Origin of the sequence: Luteibacter sp. 9133 (genome assembly GCF_000800155.1) — a bacterium.
GTDB lineage: Bacteria > Pseudomonadota > Gammaproteobacteria > Xanthomonadales > Rhodanobacteraceae > Luteibacter > Luteibacter mycovicinus.
The window spans coordinates 2,520,662-2,536,838 of sequence record NZ_JUHO01000001.1; the positions used below are offsets into that span (position 1 = coordinate 2,520,662).

General features: G+C 65.1%; 12 protein-coding genes and 1 riboswitch. Of the genes, 2 read left to right on the plus strand and 10 right to left on the minus strand.

Features of this window, described 5'->3' with window-relative positions:
• Positions 1 to 754 precede the first annotated feature (754 nt).
• Genes greA through carA form a run of 3 tightly spaced genes read right to left on the minus strand, consistent with a single transcriptional unit; the run spans position 755 to position 5,655 of the window.
• Entirely contained in the window at positions 755 to 1,237 is a 483-nt protein-coding gene (gene greA / locus FA87_RS10850; protein ID WP_036112526.1) for a transcription elongation factor GreA, read from the minus strand.
• Complete coding sequence (gene carB, locus FA87_RS10855) at positions 1,234 to 4,461, minus strand: carbamoyl-phosphate synthase large subunit (protein ID WP_036112523.1); 3,228 nt, start codon at positions 4,459 to 4,461, stop codon at positions 1,234 to 1,236. The genes greA and carB overlap by 4 nt, the downstream gene beginning before the upstream one ends.
• 51 nt (positions 4,462 to 4,512) lie before the next feature.
• Positions 4,513 to 5,655: a glutamine-hydrolyzing carbamoyl-phosphate synthase small subunit gene (gene carA / locus FA87_RS10860; RefSeq protein WP_036112519.1), complete on the minus strand. Its 1,143-nt coding sequence runs from the start codon at positions 5,653 to 5,655 to the stop codon at positions 4,513 to 4,515.
• A gap of 217 nt (positions 5,656 to 5,872) precedes the next feature.
• On the opposite strand from carA, the gene FA87_RS10865 reads away from it, so the two are divergent.
• A complete protein-coding gene (locus FA87_RS10865) occupies positions 5,873 to 6,556 on the plus strand; it encodes a 2OG-Fe(II) oxygenase (RefSeq protein ID WP_036112516.1) in 684 nt (227 codons plus the stop codon).
• Positions 6,557 to 6,610: 54 nt separating this feature from the next.
• Here the strand turns inward: FA87_RS10865 and FA87_RS10870 are convergent, their stop codons facing one another.
• The 6 genes from FA87_RS10870 to hrcA form a co-directional block, all read right to left on the minus strand.
• Positions 6,611 to 7,618, minus strand: coding sequence for a sodium:calcium antiporter (locus FA87_RS10870; RefSeq protein WP_036112512.1), 1,008 nt, complete (start codon positions 7,616 to 7,618; stop codon positions 6,611 to 6,613).
• A 16-nt stretch (positions 7,619 to 7,634) separates the two neighbouring features.
• Positions 7,635 to 7,833: riboswitch (yybP-ykoY riboswitch) on the minus strand.
• A gap of 54 nt (positions 7,834 to 7,887) precedes the next feature.
• Entirely contained in the window at positions 7,888 to 8,682 is a 795-nt protein-coding gene (dapB, locus tag FA87_RS10875; protein WP_036112509.1) for a 4-hydroxy-tetrahydrodipicolinate reductase, read from the minus strand.
• Positions 8,679 to 9,809 (minus strand): molecular chaperone DnaJ, encoded by a 1,131-nt coding sequence (dnaJ, locus tag FA87_RS10880; RefSeq protein WP_036112506.1) that lies wholly within the window; start codon positions 9,807 to 9,809, stop codon positions 8,679 to 8,681. The genes dapB and dnaJ overlap by 4 nt, the downstream gene beginning before the upstream one ends.
• Positions 9,810 to 9,936: 127 nt before the next feature.
• A complete protein-coding gene (dnaK, locus tag FA87_RS10885; protein WP_036112503.1) occupies positions 9,937 to 11,865 on the minus strand; it encodes a molecular chaperone DnaK in 1,929 nt (642 codons plus the stop codon).
• Between the two features lie 129 nt (positions 11,866 to 11,994).
• Positions 11,995 to 12,531, minus strand: a complete 537-nt coding sequence (grpE, locus tag FA87_RS10890) for a nucleotide exchange factor GrpE (protein ID WP_036112500.1) — start codon at positions 12,529 to 12,531, stop codon at positions 11,995 to 11,997.
• A gap of 86 nt (positions 12,532 to 12,617) precedes the next feature.
• The gene (hrcA, locus tag FA87_RS10895; RefSeq protein WP_036112496.1) at positions 12,618 to 13,679 is read right to left on the minus strand and encodes a heat-inducible transcriptional repressor HrcA; all 1,062 of its coding nucleotides are present in this window, start codon (positions 13,677 to 13,679) and stop codon (positions 12,618 to 12,620) included.
• 134 nt (positions 13,680 to 13,813) lie between these two features.
• Between hrcA and recN the strand changes: the two genes are divergently transcribed.
• Positions 13,814 to 15,484: a DNA repair protein RecN gene (gene recN / locus FA87_RS10900; RefSeq protein WP_043697958.1), complete on the plus strand. Its 1,671-nt coding sequence runs from the start codon at positions 13,814 to 13,816 to the stop codon at positions 15,482 to 15,484.
• Positions 15,485 to 15,487: 3 nt separating this feature from the next.
• On the opposite strand, the gene FA87_RS10905 is transcribed toward recN, so the two are convergent.
• Complete coding sequence (locus FA87_RS10905; RefSeq protein ID WP_036112494.1) at positions 15,488 to 16,117, minus strand: response regulator transcription factor; 630 nt, start codon at positions 16,115 to 16,117, stop codon at positions 15,488 to 15,490.
• Between the last annotated feature and the right edge of the window lie 60 nt (positions 16,118 to 16,177).

Sequence of the window (16,177 nt, forward strand, 5' to 3'; positions counted from 1 at the left end):
GGTTTTCGAGTCGGCTGTCCCTGCCTCCCCGAAAACGGCCGGTCATCCCTGACCGGCCCCGCTCGCGCGGCCTCTTCCAGTCGGAGCCCTCGCCTGCGGCTACCGGACGCGAGGGTGGCACCCGCCGGCTCTTTCGGGGACTGAGGTTGCGGGTGGGACGAGCGGCGGTGCGCTTCGTTGGCTGGACCGCTCGCTTGCCTGGGGTGCATGGCCTCGTTCGCCTTAGTGAGGCTGAGGGTTCGCGAACAGGGTTCGCTCCTACCGCACGGCGACCGCAATGGTGGGATACATGGCGGCCTGTAGGAGCGCGCCCTGCGCGCGAAAAGCCAACGAAGCGAAGAAGCCACACCCCGCTCGACCACCAACCCACCTCGGTACACCAAAGAGACGGCGGGGGTGACCCTCGCGGCCGGTAGCCGCAGGCGAGGGCTTCGACTGGACAAGGCCGCGAAGCGGGGCCGGTCAGGGATGACCGGCCGTTTTCGGGGAGGCAGGGACAGCCGACTCGAAAACCCCCAGGCGAAGCCCGACCCGGCCGAAGGCCATTGATACACGGCGGCGGTAGCCGCCTTTCCTTGAGGGGTCGCCGCAGGCGTGGCCTCGAGGGTCACCCCCGCCGGCTCTCCAACGCACACGACACGCAGCGACAAAGCCAAACGCGATGGCGAAGCCGAGCCCGCAGCACCGCCCCATGTATGCCGCAAAAAAAACGCCCCGACAAAGGGGCGTTTTCAACCGCGGGCAAACGCACAAATTACTTGTAACGCACACCCTTGATCTCATACGTCTTCGTGCCATTCGGCGCGACGAAGTCGAACTCGTCGCCTTCGCTCTTGCCGATCAGCGCACGCGCGATCGGCGACGACACCGCGATTAGGTTCTTCTTGATGTCGGCTTCCAGGTCGCCAACGATCTGATACGTCACTTCCGTATCGTTATCGAGGTCGATCAGTTCGACGATGGCACCGAACACGATGCGCGAGCCCACCGTGAGGCGCTCCGTATCGATGATTTCGGAATTGGACAGCGCCGCTTCCAGCTCGTTGATACGGCCTTCGTTGAAGCCGTGCATCTCGCGTGCGGCGTGATACTCGGCGTTTTCCTTCAGATCGCCATGCGCACGCGCTTCCGCCACGGCGGCGACGATCTCGGGACGCTTCACGCGCTTGAGGTACTCGAGTTCGTCACGAAGACGGTCGGCACCGATGGCGGTCATGGGCGGACGGGTCGGGCTCATGCGTTCAGCTCCTTGTGCAGGTCCTGCAGGCTGTTCACTTCACCATCGGCGTGGAAGTCGAGCGAATGCACGAGGGCACGCGCGCCGGCCACGGTGGTGGAGTACGTGACGCGCTGCTGCAGCGCTTCGCGACGGATCGAGAACGAATCCGAGATGGCCTGCTTGCCTTCCGTCGTGTTGACGATATAGACGACTTCGCCGTTCTTGATCAGGTCGACGATGTGCGGACGGCCCTCGAGCACCTTGTTGATGCGCTCGCACTTCACGCCATGACCCTCGAGGAACGACGCGGTACCGGCCGTGGCCACGACGACGTAACCGCGCGCGGTGACATCCTGCGCGATGGGCAGCAGCCGCTCCTTGTCGGCATCGCGTACCGACATGAAGACCTTGCCCTTCGGCGGCGCCTTGATGCCGGCCGCCTCGTGACCGCGTGCGAACGCCGCGCCGAAGGTGCGACCCACACCCATCACCTCACCCGTGGAACGCATCTCCGGCCCGAGGATCGGGTCGACGTTCTGGAACTTCAGGAACGGGAAGATGGCTTCCTTGACCGAGTAGTACGACGGGATGATTTCCTTCGTCGCGCCCTGGTCGGCGAGCGTGCGGCCGGCCATGGCGCGCGCTGCGATCTTCGCCAGCGACATGCCGGTGGCCTTGCAGACGAACGGCACCGTGCGCGAAGCGCGCGGGTTCACCTCGAGGATGAACACCTCGTCACCCTGGATCGCGAACTGCGTATTCATCAGGCCGATGACCTTCAGCTCACGCGCCAGCTCGGTGACCTGGCGGCGCATTTCGTCCTGCACTTCCTGCGAGAGGGAGTACGGCGGCAGCGAGCACGACGAGTCGCCGGAATGCACGCCGGCCTCTTCGATGTGCTCCATGATGCCGCCGATCAGCACGTTGCCTTCGGCATCGGCGACGATGTCGACGTCCACTTCCACGGCGTGATCGAGGAAACGGTCGAGCAGTACCGGCGAATCGTTGGACACCTGCACGGCGTCGCGGATGTAGCGCGAGAGGTCGGCGTCGGCGTAGACGATTTCCATGGCGCGGCCACCGAGCACGTAGCTCGGGCGGACCACCAGCGGATAACCGATCTCACGGGCCAGCGCCAGCGCTTCGTCGGCGTTGCGCGCGGTGCGGTTCGGCGGCTGCTTGAGCTTGAGCTTCTCGATGAGCTGCTGGAAGCGCTCACGGTCTTCCGCCAGGTCGATCGACTCTGCCGAGGTACCGATGACCGGCACGCCGGCGGCTTCGAGCGCACGCGCCAGCTTGAGCGGGGTCTGACCGCCGTACTGCACGATGACGCCCTTGGGTTTTTCGAGGTCGACGATCTCCAGCACGTCTTCGAGCGTCAGCGGCTCGAAATACAGGCGGTCGGAGGTGTCGTAATCGGTCGAGACGGTTTCCGGGTTGCAGTTGACCATGATGGTTTCGAAACCATCCTCGCGCAGCGCGAGCGCCGCGTGCACGCAGCAGTAGTCGAACTCGATACCCTGGCCGATGCGGTTCGGACCGCCGCCCAGCACGATGATCTTGTCGCGGTTGGTCGGGTTGGCCTCGCACTCTTCCTCGTACGTGGAATACATGTACGCGGTGGTGGTGGCGAACTCGGCGGCGCAGGAGTCGACGCGCTTGTAGACCGGGCGGACGCCCAGCGTACGACGCACGTGACGCACGGCGGCTTCGTTGGTGTCGACCAGCTCGGCCAGACGCGCATCGGAGAAGCCCATGCGCTTGAGCTCGCGCATGCGCGGCTCGTCCAGCGCGGTCAGACCCTGGCGCTGCACTTCGCCTTCGGTCATCACGATGTCTTCGAACGCGGCCAGGAACCACGGATCGATACGGGTCAGCGCATAGACCTCCTCCAGCGACAGGCCGGCGCGGAAGGCATCGGCCACGTGGAACACGCGGTCCGGACGCGGCTCGCGCAATTCGCGCTTGAGCGTCTGGAAACCTTCTTCGCTACCGATGTCCAGGCCGGTCGGGTTGAGGCCGGTCTTGCCGATCTCGAGGCCACGCAGAGCCTTCTGCATCGACTCGGTGAAGGTACGACCCATCGCCATCACCTCGCCCACCGATTTCATCTGGGTGGTGAGGCGCGCGTCGGCGGCCGGGAACTTCTCGAAAGCGAAGCGCGGGATCTTGGTGACGACGTAATCGATGGACGGCTCGAACGAGGCCGGGGTGAGACCGCCGGTGATGTCGTTCTTCAGTTCGTCCAGCGTGTAACCGACAGCGAGCTTGGCGGCGACCTTCGCGATCGGAAAGCCGGTGGCCTTGGAGGCCAGTGCCGACGAACGCGACACGCGCGGGTTCATCTCGATGACGACCACGCGACCGTCTTCGGCATTGATACCGAACTGCACGTTGGAACCGCCGGTATCCACACCGATCTTACGCAGCACCGCGATGGAGGCGTTACGCAGGCGCTGATATTCCTTGTCGGTCAGCGTCTGTGCCGGCGCGACGGTGATCGAGTCGCCCGTGTGCACGCCCATCGGATCGAAGTTTTCGATCGAGCAGACGATGATGCAGTTGTCCGCCTTGTCGCGGACCACTTCCATCTCGAATTCCTTCCAGCCCAGCACCGACTCTTCGACCAGCACTTCGTGCACGGGCGAGAGTTCGAGGCCGCGGCCGACGATCTCGACGAATTCTTCCTTGTTGTATGCGATGCCGCCACCCGAACCACCCAGCGTGAAGCTGGGGCGGATGATGGTCGGGAAGCCGACCGTGGCCTGGATTTCCAGCGCCTGTTCCATCGAGCGGGCCACCTCGGCCTTCGGGCACTCCAGACCGATCTCGGCCATGGCGATGCGGAAGAGGTTGCGGTCCTCCGCCATGCGGATGGCTTCGCGCGACGCGCCGATCAGCTCGACGTTGTATTTCTCGAGCACGCCGTTGTCGGCGAGGTCGAGGGCGCAATTGAGACCGGTCTGGCCGCCCATCGTCGGCAGGATCGCATCGGGGCGCTCCTTGGCGATGATGCGCTCCACCGTCTGCCAGTTGATCGGCTCGATGTACACGGCGTGGGCCGTGTCCGGGTCGGTCATGATCGTCGCCGGGTTCGAATTGACCAGGACGACGCGATAACCCTCTTCCTTCAGCGCCTTGCAGGCCTGGGCGCCGGAATAGTCGAACTCGCAGGCCTGGCCGATGACGATCGGGCCGGCACCGATGACGAGGATGGTCTTGATGTCTGTGCGCTTGGGCATGGTATCTCTCGCAAACGAAGCGGATGGATGAGTGGAAGGGCCAGCGGCGCGTCAGGACGCGCGCTTGGCCTTGTGCTCTTCCATCGAGGCGATGAACGTGTCGAACAGGTAACCGACGTCCTCCGGACCGGGGCTGGCTTCCGGGTGTCCCTGGAAACAGAACGCGGGGCGATCCGTCAGGGCGAAGCCCTGCAGCGAGCCGTCGAACAGCGAGGTGTGGGTGACGCGCACGTTGGCCGGCAGCGTGGCCGGATCCACCGCGAAGCCGTGGTTCTGCGAGCTGATCAGCACGCGGCCGGTGTCGTGATCCTTCACCGGATGATTGGCGCCGTGGTGACCGAACTTCATCTTCAGCGTCTTCGCGCCGACGGCCAGCGCCAGGATCTGATGTCCCAGGCAGATGCCGAACAGCGGGATCTTGGTATCGAGGATCCGCTTCGTCGCTTCGATCGCGTAGTCGCACGCGGCCGGGTCGCCCGGGCCATTGGCCAGGAAGACGCCGTCCGGATTCATCGCCAGCACGTCGTCGGCGGGCGTCTGCGCCGGCACCACGGTGATGTCGACACCGCGGCCGGCGAGCAGGCGCAGGATGTTCTGCTTCACACCGAAATCGTAAGCGACGACCCTGAACTTCTTCGGCGCGTTGTAGAACGCCTGCTTGTCGAGGTCGTACACACCTTCGGACCACTGATAGGTCCGGGTGGTGCTGACGACCTTGGCGAGGTCCATGCCATTGAGGCCTTCGAAGCCGCGCGCCTTGGCGACGGCGGCATCGGCGTCGATCGCGTCACCGGCGACGATGCAGCCGCTCAGCGCGCCCTTCTCGCGAAGGATGCGTGTGAGGCGACGCGTGTCGATACCGGCGATGGCGACGATGCCGTTGCGCTCGAGATACTGCGGCAGGGGCTCGACGCTGCGCCAGTTGCTGGCAAGGCGCGGCACGTCGCGGACGATGAGGCCCGCCGCGTGGACGCGGTCGGCTTCGACGTCGACATCGTTGGTGCCGGTGTTGCCGATGTGCGGATAGGTCAGCGTGACGATCTGACGGGAGTACGAGGGGTCGGTCAGGATTTCCTGATAACCGGTCATGGCGGTGTTGAACACCACCTCACCAATCGTCTCACCACGGGCACCGACCGCGTGGCCGTGAAAAATGCTGCCGTCTTCGAGAGCAAGCAGAGCAGGAGTACGCATGGGATGGCCGCCTTCGGGTGCAGCAAAGCCCGCAAGCCTGCATTTAGCGGCTCGTGGGCCTTGGGGATATAGGGGTCGCTGGGCGGGTAAGAATGATAGGCGCCAGGGCCCGTTTTGTCCACCGCAAAACGATGAACGACCCTGCGGCGGAATATCGCTGGTGAACAGGTCCGACGCGATACAATGGCGCCCGAGCCAGACCACCGAGAACCACCGCATGCTGCTCGACCCCGCCCGCCTGGACCGTCCCGACACCGACATCCGGCACGAGCCCTTTTCGTTCATGATCGCCCACGGCCAGCTGCCGGACGAGTCGCGATCCGAACTGGACCGCGACTTCCCGCAATACACCAGCGCCGGCTTCTTCCCCTACGACGCCAGCGACTGCGGCCCGTCCGTGAACGAGCTGGTCAAGCAGATGACCTCGCGCCAGTTCTCTTCCGCGATCGGTAAACACCTCGGTATTCCCGGGCTGGAGAACTATCCGACCCTGGTCACGATCTGCCGCCTGCTCAACCGCCGGCACGGCACCATCCACACCGACAGCAAGTCCAAGATCGCCACCGCGCTGATCTACCTCAACCCCATGTGGCCGGATACCAGCGACGGCTGCCTCCGTTTCCTCAGCTCGATCAATGACATCGACGACATCGTCGCGCCGGAGCTGAAGCCGCTTTACGGGGAGTTCGCCGTGTTCCGCCGGGCCGAGAACTCCTTCCATGGTCACCTGCCCTATGAGGGCGAGCGCCGGGTCATTCAGGTCGCCTGGCTGACCTCCGAAGAGGAGAAAGCCCGCAAGACCAAGCGGGGCAAGTTCTCGCGGGTGTTCAAGAAGATCTTCGGAAAACTGGACCGGAAGGTGGGTGCCGATCGCGACCGGAACGCCTCGCATCCGGACTGAGTTTGGCTGAATTCGTCGGCGGGCGGGCTCTCGCCAGAGCCGATCTTCCGTCCCTCACCGCACCCCGAACCACCAGCCGACGAACACGGCAAACACGCCGTACAGCGCGCCGATCGGCATCAGCCAGCGCGCTTCCACCGAGCCATGCCGGAACATCGCCCACAACGCGATCACCGCCACCATCGTGACGCCGCCAGCCACGATCAGCGGCGTATCGAACAGCCACGGCGTAGCGAACAACGCCATCGAGCTGGGAATGGTCGCCTGAATCATCATGGCGCCGGAGATGTTGGCCAGCGCCAGCCGCTCCTTGCCCTGGCGCACCCAGATCAGCGCGTTCACCGTTTCGGGCAGTTCGGTCGCCACGGGGCTCAGCACCAGCGCGACGATGTGCGGCGACAGGTGGAAGAATTCACCGAAGGCTTCGAGCTGCCACACGAAGGTGCGCGACGCGATGGCGATGACGATCAACGCCAGGCTGGTTTGCAGCGCGATCCAGCCCATCGTCGGATCGGCGTCATTCGGGCGGAAGGTCAGCGGCTCGAGCTCTTCCTCCTCAGGCGCCGTGCTGTCGTCACGCATCTCGCGCCACACGTAGGCCACGTACGCGAGCAGGAAAAGCACGCCGAGCCAGGGCTTCCATGCGAACGCGACGAGACCCAGGCCGACTTTTACGACGAAGATCGCAAGGAACCACGACTGATCGCGCGCGAGACGCTGGTTATCGACACGCACCCGGAGGTCGGGGCGCTTGAGGCGCTTACGGCCCGCATACAGAGCGAATCCGACCACGGCGTACGCGATGGTCGCGAGTACCAGTGGCCCCCCGAGGGCCGCACCGACGCCGATATCCTTAGCCGCGGCATCCTTACCGAACATCACGGCGACGAACGTCACCGCGCTTTCGGGAAGCGCCGTACCGAAGGCCGCGAGGACCGTACCGGTAGCGGTGGCGCCGAGGTTGAGCTTGCGCCCGAACCATTCGACGCCGTTGACGAAGTATTCGCACGCGAAATAGATGGCCCCGGCCGAAACCAGGAAGAGAAAGCATGTCAGCAGCATGTTTTATCTAAGGCCGAGCGAGCGAGAAAATACCGATGGCTCAACGACACCGCTCGCCCGGCCTGGGTAAGCATGTCGCTGGCCAAAGGTCTCGCCGGGCCGGCAACGCACCGTGTGTGCGTCGCTGCCGTTCGCGCCATGGGGCACAAGGCCACCAAGTCTGTTGACGCGAACTCTCCTGGGTACGGAGATGGCTACTCCCCAATGACTTCGGGGCGGATGTTAACACGTGCTCTCAGATCAGGTGAGAGCGATTCTTACGCAGAGCATCAAACCTTTGCGGCGATCACGTCTTCGATCGTCCAGGTCCCCGGCGCACGCCCGGCGATCCACGCCGCGGACTCCAGCGCGCCGCGCGCAAAGATGGACCGATCCGTCGCGCGATGCCCCAGCTCGATACGCTCGCCCTGCCCCATCAGCAACGCCTGGTGCTCGCCGACGATATCGCCGCCACGTACGACGGCGAAGCCGATCGTCCCTGCCTTACGCGCGCCGGGACGGCCCTCTCTCGAATAGACGGCCAATTCATCCAGCGTCGCGCCACGCCCCGCGGCAGCGGCATGCCCCATTGCCAGCGCGGTACCCGACGGAGCGTCTTCCTTCCGGTTGTGATGGGCCTCGACGATATCGAGGTCCCAGCCAGGCAGTGCCGCGGCGGCTTCACGAAGCAGCCGCGTCAGAACGGCGACACCGAGACTGAAATTGGCGGCATGCAGCACAGCGATGCGTTCCGATGCTTTCGCGAGGCGCTCGGTCTGCTCAGGACCGAGGCCGGTACTGCCGGTCACCAGTGACGCACCACTCGTCTCACAGTAGTCCAGCGCGGAGGCGAGACCCTCCGGACCGCTGAAGTCGATGACGACGTCGATGTCGGAAGCGTCGGTCCAGTCGCTGAAGCGAAGCGCCGACACGTCGCCATAGGCCGCCTTGCCCAGACGCACGGAGTTCGACGAGACGATGGCGCGAACGAGTTCGAAGCGTTCGTCGTCGCGGACAAGACCGAGCAGCGCATGGCCCATCCGGCCGGAGGCGCCGCTGACGGCGAGACGGACGGGACGGGTCATGAAGTGACCCTGGACCAGAAGTCTTTCACCCCATCGATGAACGTCGTCGAGCGCGGCGTATGCTTCGCCGCCTCTTCGCCGACGAACGTCGCTTCGAGCTGGGTAAGCAACTCGCGCTGTTCCTTGGTCAGGCGAACCGGCGTCTCGACCACGACGGTGCACACCAGGTCACCCGTACGGCCGCCGCGAACGGACTTCACCCCCCGACCGCGCATGCGGAACTGATGTCCCGTCTGCGTCTCGGGCGGCACGTTGACGGCCACTTCGCCCTCGAGCGTCGGGACCATCAGTTCGGTACCGAGCGCGGCCTGAGCGAACCGAATCGGCACTTCGCAGTACAGATCGCTGCCATCGCGCTGGAAGATCGCGTGCTCGCGCACACGCACTTCCACGTAGAGATCACCCGACGGCGAACCGGCCGGACCGGCTTCGCCCTGCCCGGTCAGACGGATGCGGTCGCCGTTGTCGACACCGGCCGGAATCTGCACCGACAGCGTGCGTTCTTCTTCCAGACGGCCTTCGCCGTGGCATTTCTTGCAGGGCTTGTCGATCTTCTGGCCGGAGCCGTGACAGGTCGGGCAAGCCTGCTGAATCGAAAAGATGCCGTTCTGCATGCGCACGCGGCCATGGCCGGCGCAGGTGCTGCATTTGGAGACCTTGCCGTCTTCCGAACCGCTCCCGTTGCAGTGATGGCAGTTGACCTGGGTCGGAATCTCGATCTTCTTCTCGACGCCGAACACGGCTTCCTCGAGATCCAGATCCATCATGTAGCGCAGGTCGGCACCGCGACGCGCACGCTGGCGTCCGCCGCCACCGCCGAAGATATCCCCAAAGATATCGCCAAAGATATCGCCGACGTCGCCAAAACCGGCGCCGCCGCCACGACCAAAGCCACCGCCTTCGAAGGCGGCATGGCCATGCTGATCGTACGCCGCGCGCTTCTGCGCATCGGACAGCACGTCGTAGGCCTCCTTGGCTTCCTTGAATTTCTCGATCGCAGTCGGATCGTCCGGATTGCGGTCGGGGTGGTACTTCATCGCCACGCGACGGAAGGTCGTCTTGAGGTCGCCCTCGGTCACGGTGCGCTCGACACCGAGAATTTCGTAGTAGTCGCGCTTGCTGCTCATTACACGCTTGCTTTCCCTGGACGGACGAACGCGCCGAGAGGTTTCCCTTCGACGCGATCGTGCCGGTTAACCGTTGTCACACCGCGGGCGCCGGGCCCGCGGTGTGCCGTTGCTCTACAGGACGAAATTACTTCTTCTCGTCCTTGACCTCGGTGAACTCGGCGTCCACCACGTCGTCAGGCTGGGCCGAGCCACCGCCCGGTGCCGACTGCTGCGCGGTGTCCTGCGTGCCGCCACTGGACTGAGCCGCGGCGGACAGCGCCTGAGCGACCTGCTCCAGGTTGGTGATCTTCGCCTCGATGGCGTCCTTGTCTTCGCCGGTCAGCGCTTTCTCGAGTTCCGACACCGCGCCATCGATGCTGGCGAGCTGCTCGGCCGGGATCTTGCCGCCGTGCTCCTTGAGCTGGCTGCGCGTGGCATGGACGAGCTGGTCGCCCTTGTTACGCGTCTGCACCAGGTCGTGGAACTTACGGTCTTCTTCGCGGTTGGCTTCCGCGTCGGCGACCATGCGTGCGACTTCGTCATCCGACAGACCCGAACCGGCCTTGATCTCGATCTTCTGCTCCTTGCCGGTGTCCTTGTCCTTCGCGGACACGTGCAGGATGCCGTTGGCGTCGATGTCGAAGGTCACTTCGATCTGCGGCTGACCGCGCGGTGCCGAACGGATGCCGGAGAGGTCGAACTTGCCCAGCGACTTGTTCGCATTGGCACGCTCGCGCTCGCCCTGCAGCACGTGCACGGTCACGGCGGTCTGGTTGTCGTCGGCGGTCGAGAAGGTCTGCGAGGCCTTGGTCGGCACCGTGGTGTTCTTCTCGATGAGCTTGGTCATCACGCCGCCCATCGTCTCGATACCGAGCGACAGCGGGGTCACGTCGAGCAGCAGCACGTCCTTGACCGTACCGCCCAGCACGCCACCCTGAATCGCGGCGCCGACGGCGACGGCTTCATCCGGGTTGACGTCCTTGCGCGCTTCCTTGCCGAAGAAGTCCTTGACGGCTTCCTGGACCTTGGGCATGCGGGTCTGACCACCGACGAGGATCACCTCGTTGATGTCGGAGATCTTCAGGCCGGCATCGTTCAGCGCCGTGCGGCACGGATCGATGGTGCCCTTGACCAGGTCTTCCACCAGCGACTCCAGCTTGGCGCGGGTCAGCTTGATGTTCAGATGCTTCGGACCCGTCGCATCGGCCGTGACGTACGGCAGGTTAACGTCGGTCTGGTGCGCGGACGAGAGCTCGATCTTGGCGCGCTCGGCGGCGTCCTTCAGACGCTGCAGGGCGAGCTGATCCTTGCGCAGGTCGATGCCCTGCTCCTTCTTGAACTCTTCCACGAGGTAATCGATGACGCGGTTGTCGAAATCTTCGCCGCCGAGGAAGGTGTTGCCGTTGGTCGAGAGCACTTCGAACTGCTTCTCGCCGTCGACGTTGGCGATTTCGATGATGGACACGTCGAACGTGCCGCCGCCCAGATCGTACACGGCGATCTTGCGGTCGGCCGTCGAGGTCTTGTCCAGACCGTAGGCCAGCGCGGCAGCGGTGGGCTCGTTGATGATGCGCTTGACCTCGAGGCCCGCGATCTTGCCGGCGTCCTTGGTGGCCTGGCGCTGGCTGTCGTTGAAGTAGGCCGGCACGGTGATGACGGCCTCGGTCACGGCCTCGCCAAGGAAGTCCTCGGCGGTCTTCTTCATCTTCATGAGGACCTTCGCGGACACTTCCTGCGGGGCCATCTTCTTGCCATCGGCCGTCTGCACCCATGCGTCGCCGTTATCGTGCGCGACGATGCCGTAAGGAACCAGCTTGAGGTCCTTCTGGACTTCGGCGTCGGTGAACTTGCGGCCGATGAGGCGCTTCACCGCGTAGAAGGTGTTCTTGGGGTTGGTGACGCTCTGACGCTTGGCCGGCGCACCCACCAGGACTTCGTTGTCCTTGGTGAAAGCGACGATGGACGGCGTGGTGCGATCGCCCTCAGCGTTTTCGATAACGCGCGCGGTCGAACCTTCCATCACTGCGACGCAGGAGTTGGTCGTACCGAGGTCGATGCCGATGATCTTGGCCATTGAAGTTGCTCCGTATTTCTAAGCGGCCCCCGCGGCCGCGACTGGTTTGGAAAATGGGGGTGTGCCCCATCGATTCAATATCTGGTGAGACTCCCCGCGGCGCGAAACCGACGCCGGACGAGGTTTGGTTCAGTTGTCGCGAACCACCGCCACGAGAGCCGGACGCAACAGGCGGTCGTTCAGCACGAACCCCTTCTGCACCACGGCCACCACGGTGTTCGGCGCGTGCTCGTTCGATTCGACCGAGCTGATCGCCTGGTGATGCTCCGGGTTGAACGGCTGATGCAGCGGGTCGACGACCGAAAGGCCGTTGGCCTGGGTCACCTTCTCCAGCTGCTTCAGCGACATTTCCAGCCCCTCGCGCAGCGTCTTCGCGTCGGCCGTCTGATTGGCCAGGCCCAGCGCGATGCCGTCGTACACCGGCAGCAGGTCGCCCAGCAGCTTCTCGTTGGCGAAACGGCGGGCCTGGTCGAGGTCACGCTGCATGCGGCGGCGCTGGTTCTCGATCTCCGCCTTCTCGCGCAGGACCGTCTCGCGAGCCTGGGCCAGCTCGACTTCCATCGCGGCAAGCTGGGCGTTCAGCGCGTCGAGCTCGGACTGTGCGCCGTTCTCGTCGACACCGCCGTCCTGCGCCTGATCCGGCGCATGGGGATCGTTGTTCTGCATGGTCACTCCAAATGTCAGCTTCACGGCCCTCCCTCGAGGAGGGCCGAACATTCGCGGGAAATACTAAACCCGCCTCCCGTGCCGGTTTATGAGGTCGCCGCGGCGCGATTCAAGGCGTCACTGAGCAGTCCGGCCGTGGCTTGTACCACGGGAATCACCCGCTCATATGCCATACGCGTCGGTCCAATAACTCCGATCGCGCCCAGCATCCGGCCGCTGGTGCCGTAGGTGGCGGTGACGATACTGCACCCGTCGAGGGCGGAAAAACCGGATTCCTCGCCGATAAACAGGCGCACGCCGGGCGCCTGAACGCACATTTCCATCAGCTGAAGCAGATCGCGCTTCTGCTGGAAGGCGTCGAAGAGGTCGCGAAGCCGCTCGATATCGGCCAGCTCCGAGTACCCCATGAGATTGGTCTGACCGCTCACCAGCACGTCGTCCGCATCCTCGACGGGCGTGAACGACGCGGTGGCCAGCTCCACCACGCTGGCCAGCTGGCGATTGAGCTCGCCCCCGGCCTCGCGCAGTTCGGTGGCGAGGTGCGCCCGGATGTCCGCCAGACGGAAGCCGGCGAACTGAGCGTTGAGATAATTGGCCGCCTGCTCCAGCTCCGTGGCATCCAGCGGCCTGGCCAGCTGAACCACCCGGTTCTGCACCTGGTTGTCCGAGAACACCAGGATCACGAGGACCCGGGCGTCGGGCAGATTGACGAAATCGATGTGGCGCAGCGGGAAATCGCCCTGGCGCGGCACCGTGACCACGCCGGCGAAGCGGGTCATCGCCGAAAGCAGGTTCGAGACATTGCCCAGCAGGTCGCGCGTGGTCGTCTGATGCGGTGGCAGCCCGCCCTGCAGGCGGGCCATGTCGTCGCGCGGCAACGGCTTCAGTTCGAGCAGGCTGTCGACGAACAGACGAAGGCCGCGCGGCGTCGGAATACGCCCCGCCGAGGTGTGGGGCGATGCCACGAGGCCCGCTTCTTCCAGGTCCGCCATGATGTTGCGGATGGTCGCCGGACTCACTTCCAGGCCGGACGAACGCGCCAGCGTGCGTGAGCCCACCGGCTCACCGTCGGAAAGGTATTGCGATATGAGGGTCCGCAGCAGCCGGCGCGCTCGTGCATCGATGTCGTGACCGGAGAACGGATTCATGCGCCTGGCTGGTGTGGGAAAGGGGTTGGAAGCTCGCGCTATCAATAAGGTCTCGCCGCCTCGCTTGCAAGTCTCGGCTTATGCGACTCGCCTCCCGCTACAATCGGCGCGATTCCATCCGCCGCCTGGTTCTCATGCTCACGTCGCTCTACGTCCGCCAGTTCGCCGTCGTCGAAGAAGCCGAGATCGCCTTCGGTCCGGGCCTCACCGTGGTCAGCGGCGAGACCGGCGCGGGCAAGTCCCTACTGGTGGATGCCCTGATGCTGCTGGCGGGCGCCCGCGCGGACAGCGGCATGGTCCGGGCCGGCAGCGACCGCGCCGAGCTGGCCGCCGAATTCGACCTCACCGGCCTGCCCGAAGCCACCCAGTGGCTCCGCCAGGAAGAACTGGACGATGGCGAGACCTGCCAGCTGCGTCGGGTGATCCGCACGGAAGGCAGCTCGCGCGGCTGGATCAACGGCCGCCCGGCCAGCCTCGCCCAGATGTCGACGCTGGCCTCGCTGATCGTCGAGATCCACGGCCAGCACGAGCACCAGGCCCTGCTTTCGCGCCAGCATCAGATGGCTTTGCTGGACGCCTACGCGGGCAACGAGGTCTTGCAGACGAGCGTCCGCGACACGGCCAAAGCCTGGCGCGACGCCGTGGCGCGCATTCGTACGCTGTCCGGCGGCGATGACCGCGAGCGCCAGATCGAGCTGCTCGCCCACGAACTGGAAGAACTCGACCGCTGGGCCCTCGCGCCCGCCGCGCTCGAAGACCTCGAAGCCCAGCATCGCCGGCTGGCCAATGCCGGCCGGCTGGCCGAGGGCGCCAATGGCGTCGTTGAAATCCTCGACGGCGAAAGCGAATTCGCTGTCGGCCGCGCCCTGTTGCGCGCCCATGCCGAGGTGTCGCGCCTGGCCGAGCTGGACGCCTCGCTCGTCCCGACCCTGGAGCTGCTCGACAGCGCCCAGATTCAGGTCGGCGAAGCCGTCGACGGCCTCAGCCGCTACGCGCAGGATGTCGAACTGGATCCCGAACGGCTGGCCGAGGTGGACACCCACCTCACCCACCTTCACGACCTCGCCCGCCGCTACCGCCTGCCCATCGAGGAACTGACGGCCAAGGCCGAGGAAGTCCGCGAGCGCCTTGCCGAACTGGAAGGCGCCGGTGATGCGCTCGACCGCCTGGGTCGCGAGCGCGATCGTCTGCGCAAGGCATGGGATGACGCCGCGTCGTCGCTGTCGAAAGCCCGCGCCGACGCCGCCGGTCGACTCGGCGGCACGGTGGCCGCGTTGATGGGTGAGCTGGGCATGGGCGGCGGCCGTCTCGAAGTGTCACTCGAACCGGCCGAGGGCGACGACCCGGATCCGCAGGGCCGCGAGCGCTGCGAACTGCTGGTCAGCGCCAACCCCGGCCAGCCGCCACGCCCGTTGCGCAAGGTGGCCTCGGGTGGCGAACTCGCCCGCATCAGTCTGGCGATCGAAGTCGCGACGCTGGGCAACGACAACATCGGCTGCATGATCTTCGACGAAGTGGACACCGGCATCGGCGGTGCCGTCGCCGAGGTGGTCGGCCAGAAGCTGCGCGCGCTGGGCGAGAAGGTGCAGGTACTCTGCGTCACCCACCTGCCGCAGGTGGCGGCGCAAGGTCACTCACACCTGCGCGTGGCCAAGGAGAGCGACGGCGATTCGACCCGTACGCGTATCCATCCGCTGGATGCATCCGGCCGTCGTGACGAGCTGTCGCGCATGCTGGGTGGCGTCGAGATTACGAAAGAGACGCGGGCGCACGCGAAGAAAATGCTGGATCGGGCTCAGGGGTGACCGTCAGGTCCTGATGAGCCCCCTCTCCTGAGCCATCCGATAAAGGTCCAGCTCGGACCCAGCATTGAGCTTGTTCATCACCGCCGCCCGGTGGATGTAAATCGTCTTCTGCCCGATCCCCAGTTCCGCCGCGACCTGCTTCGGCGCGCGCCCGGCCGCGAGTAAGAGGAATACCTCCCGCTCACGCGCCGTCAGACGGCTGAACGGATCCAGATCCGCCGAAGGCCGTCCCGAGCGCCGCTGACGCAGATCCGAACTGAGATATTGCTCACCGCTAAGCACTGAACGCACCGCGGCGACGAGTTCTTCGGGCGCGACACCCTTGGTCACATAGCCGCGCGCACCGCGACGCAGCGCCTCGGAAACGTAAGGTTCGCCGTCGTGCATGCTCAGGACGACGATCTTCATCCCGGGCGAAATGCTCGCGAGATGCTCGATCAGCGGGAGGCCGCTACCGTCGGGAAGCGACAGATCCACCGCCACCAGGTCGGGGCGATGCTGGGTGACCGCATCGACAGCCTCGTCGGCATTGCGGGCTTCGGCAACGACGTCCAGATCGGGTTCAAGCTCGATGAGTCGCTTGAAACCCTCACGGACGATGGCATGGTCATCTACAAGAGCGATTCTTGGCATGCACAGAATGTAACAGGCAATCCCGACGCGTGCGTATGGGCGACGCCGAGCGTCGGGCCG

What these genes read in the sequence shown, in the direction of transcription:
- greA (WP_036112526.1), bottom strand. Translation starts at nt 1,237, where the DNA reads ATGAGCCCGACCCGTCCGCCCATGACCGCCATCGGTGCCGACCGTCTT.
- carB (WP_036112523.1), bottom strand. Translation starts at nt 4,461, where the DNA reads ATGCCCAAGCGCACAGACATCAAGACCATCCTCGTCATCGGTGCCGGC.
- carA (WP_036112519.1), bottom strand. Translation starts at nt 5,655, where the DNA reads ATGCGTACTCCTGCTCTGCTTGCTCTCGAAGACGGCAGCATTTTTCAC.
- FA87_RS10865 (WP_036112516.1), top strand. Translation starts at nt 5,873, where the DNA reads ATGCTGCTCGACCCCGCCCGCCTGGACCGTCCCGACACCGACATCCGG.
- FA87_RS10870 (WP_036112512.1), bottom strand. Translation starts at nt 7,618, where the DNA reads ATGCTGCTGACATGCTTTCTCTTCCTGGTTTCGGCCGGGGCCATCTAT.
- dapB (WP_036112509.1), bottom strand. Translation starts at nt 8,682, where the DNA reads ATGACCCGTCCCGTCCGTCTCGCCGTCAGCGGCGCCTCCGGCCGGATG.
- dnaJ (WP_036112506.1), bottom strand. Translation starts at nt 9,809, where the DNA reads ATGAGCAGCAAGCGCGACTACTACGAAATTCTCGGTGTCGAGCGCACC.
- dnaK (WP_036112503.1), bottom strand. Translation starts at nt 11,865, where the DNA reads ATGGCCAAGATCATCGGCATCGACCTCGGTACGACCAACTCCTGCGTC.
- grpE (WP_036112500.1), bottom strand. Translation starts at nt 12,531, where the DNA reads ATGCAGAACAACGATCCCCATGCGCCGGATCAGGCGCAGGACGGCGGT.
- hrcA (WP_036112496.1), bottom strand. Translation starts at nt 13,679, where the DNA reads ATGAATCCGTTCTCCGGTCACGACATCGATGCACGAGCGCGCCGGCTG.
- recN (WP_043697958.1), top strand. Translation starts at nt 13,814, where the DNA reads ATGCTCACGTCGCTCTACGTCCGCCAGTTCGCCGTCGTCGAAGAAGCC.
- FA87_RS10905 (WP_036112494.1), bottom strand. Translation starts at nt 16,117, where the DNA reads ATGCCAAGAATCGCTCTTGTAGATGACCATGCCATCGTCCGTGAGGGT.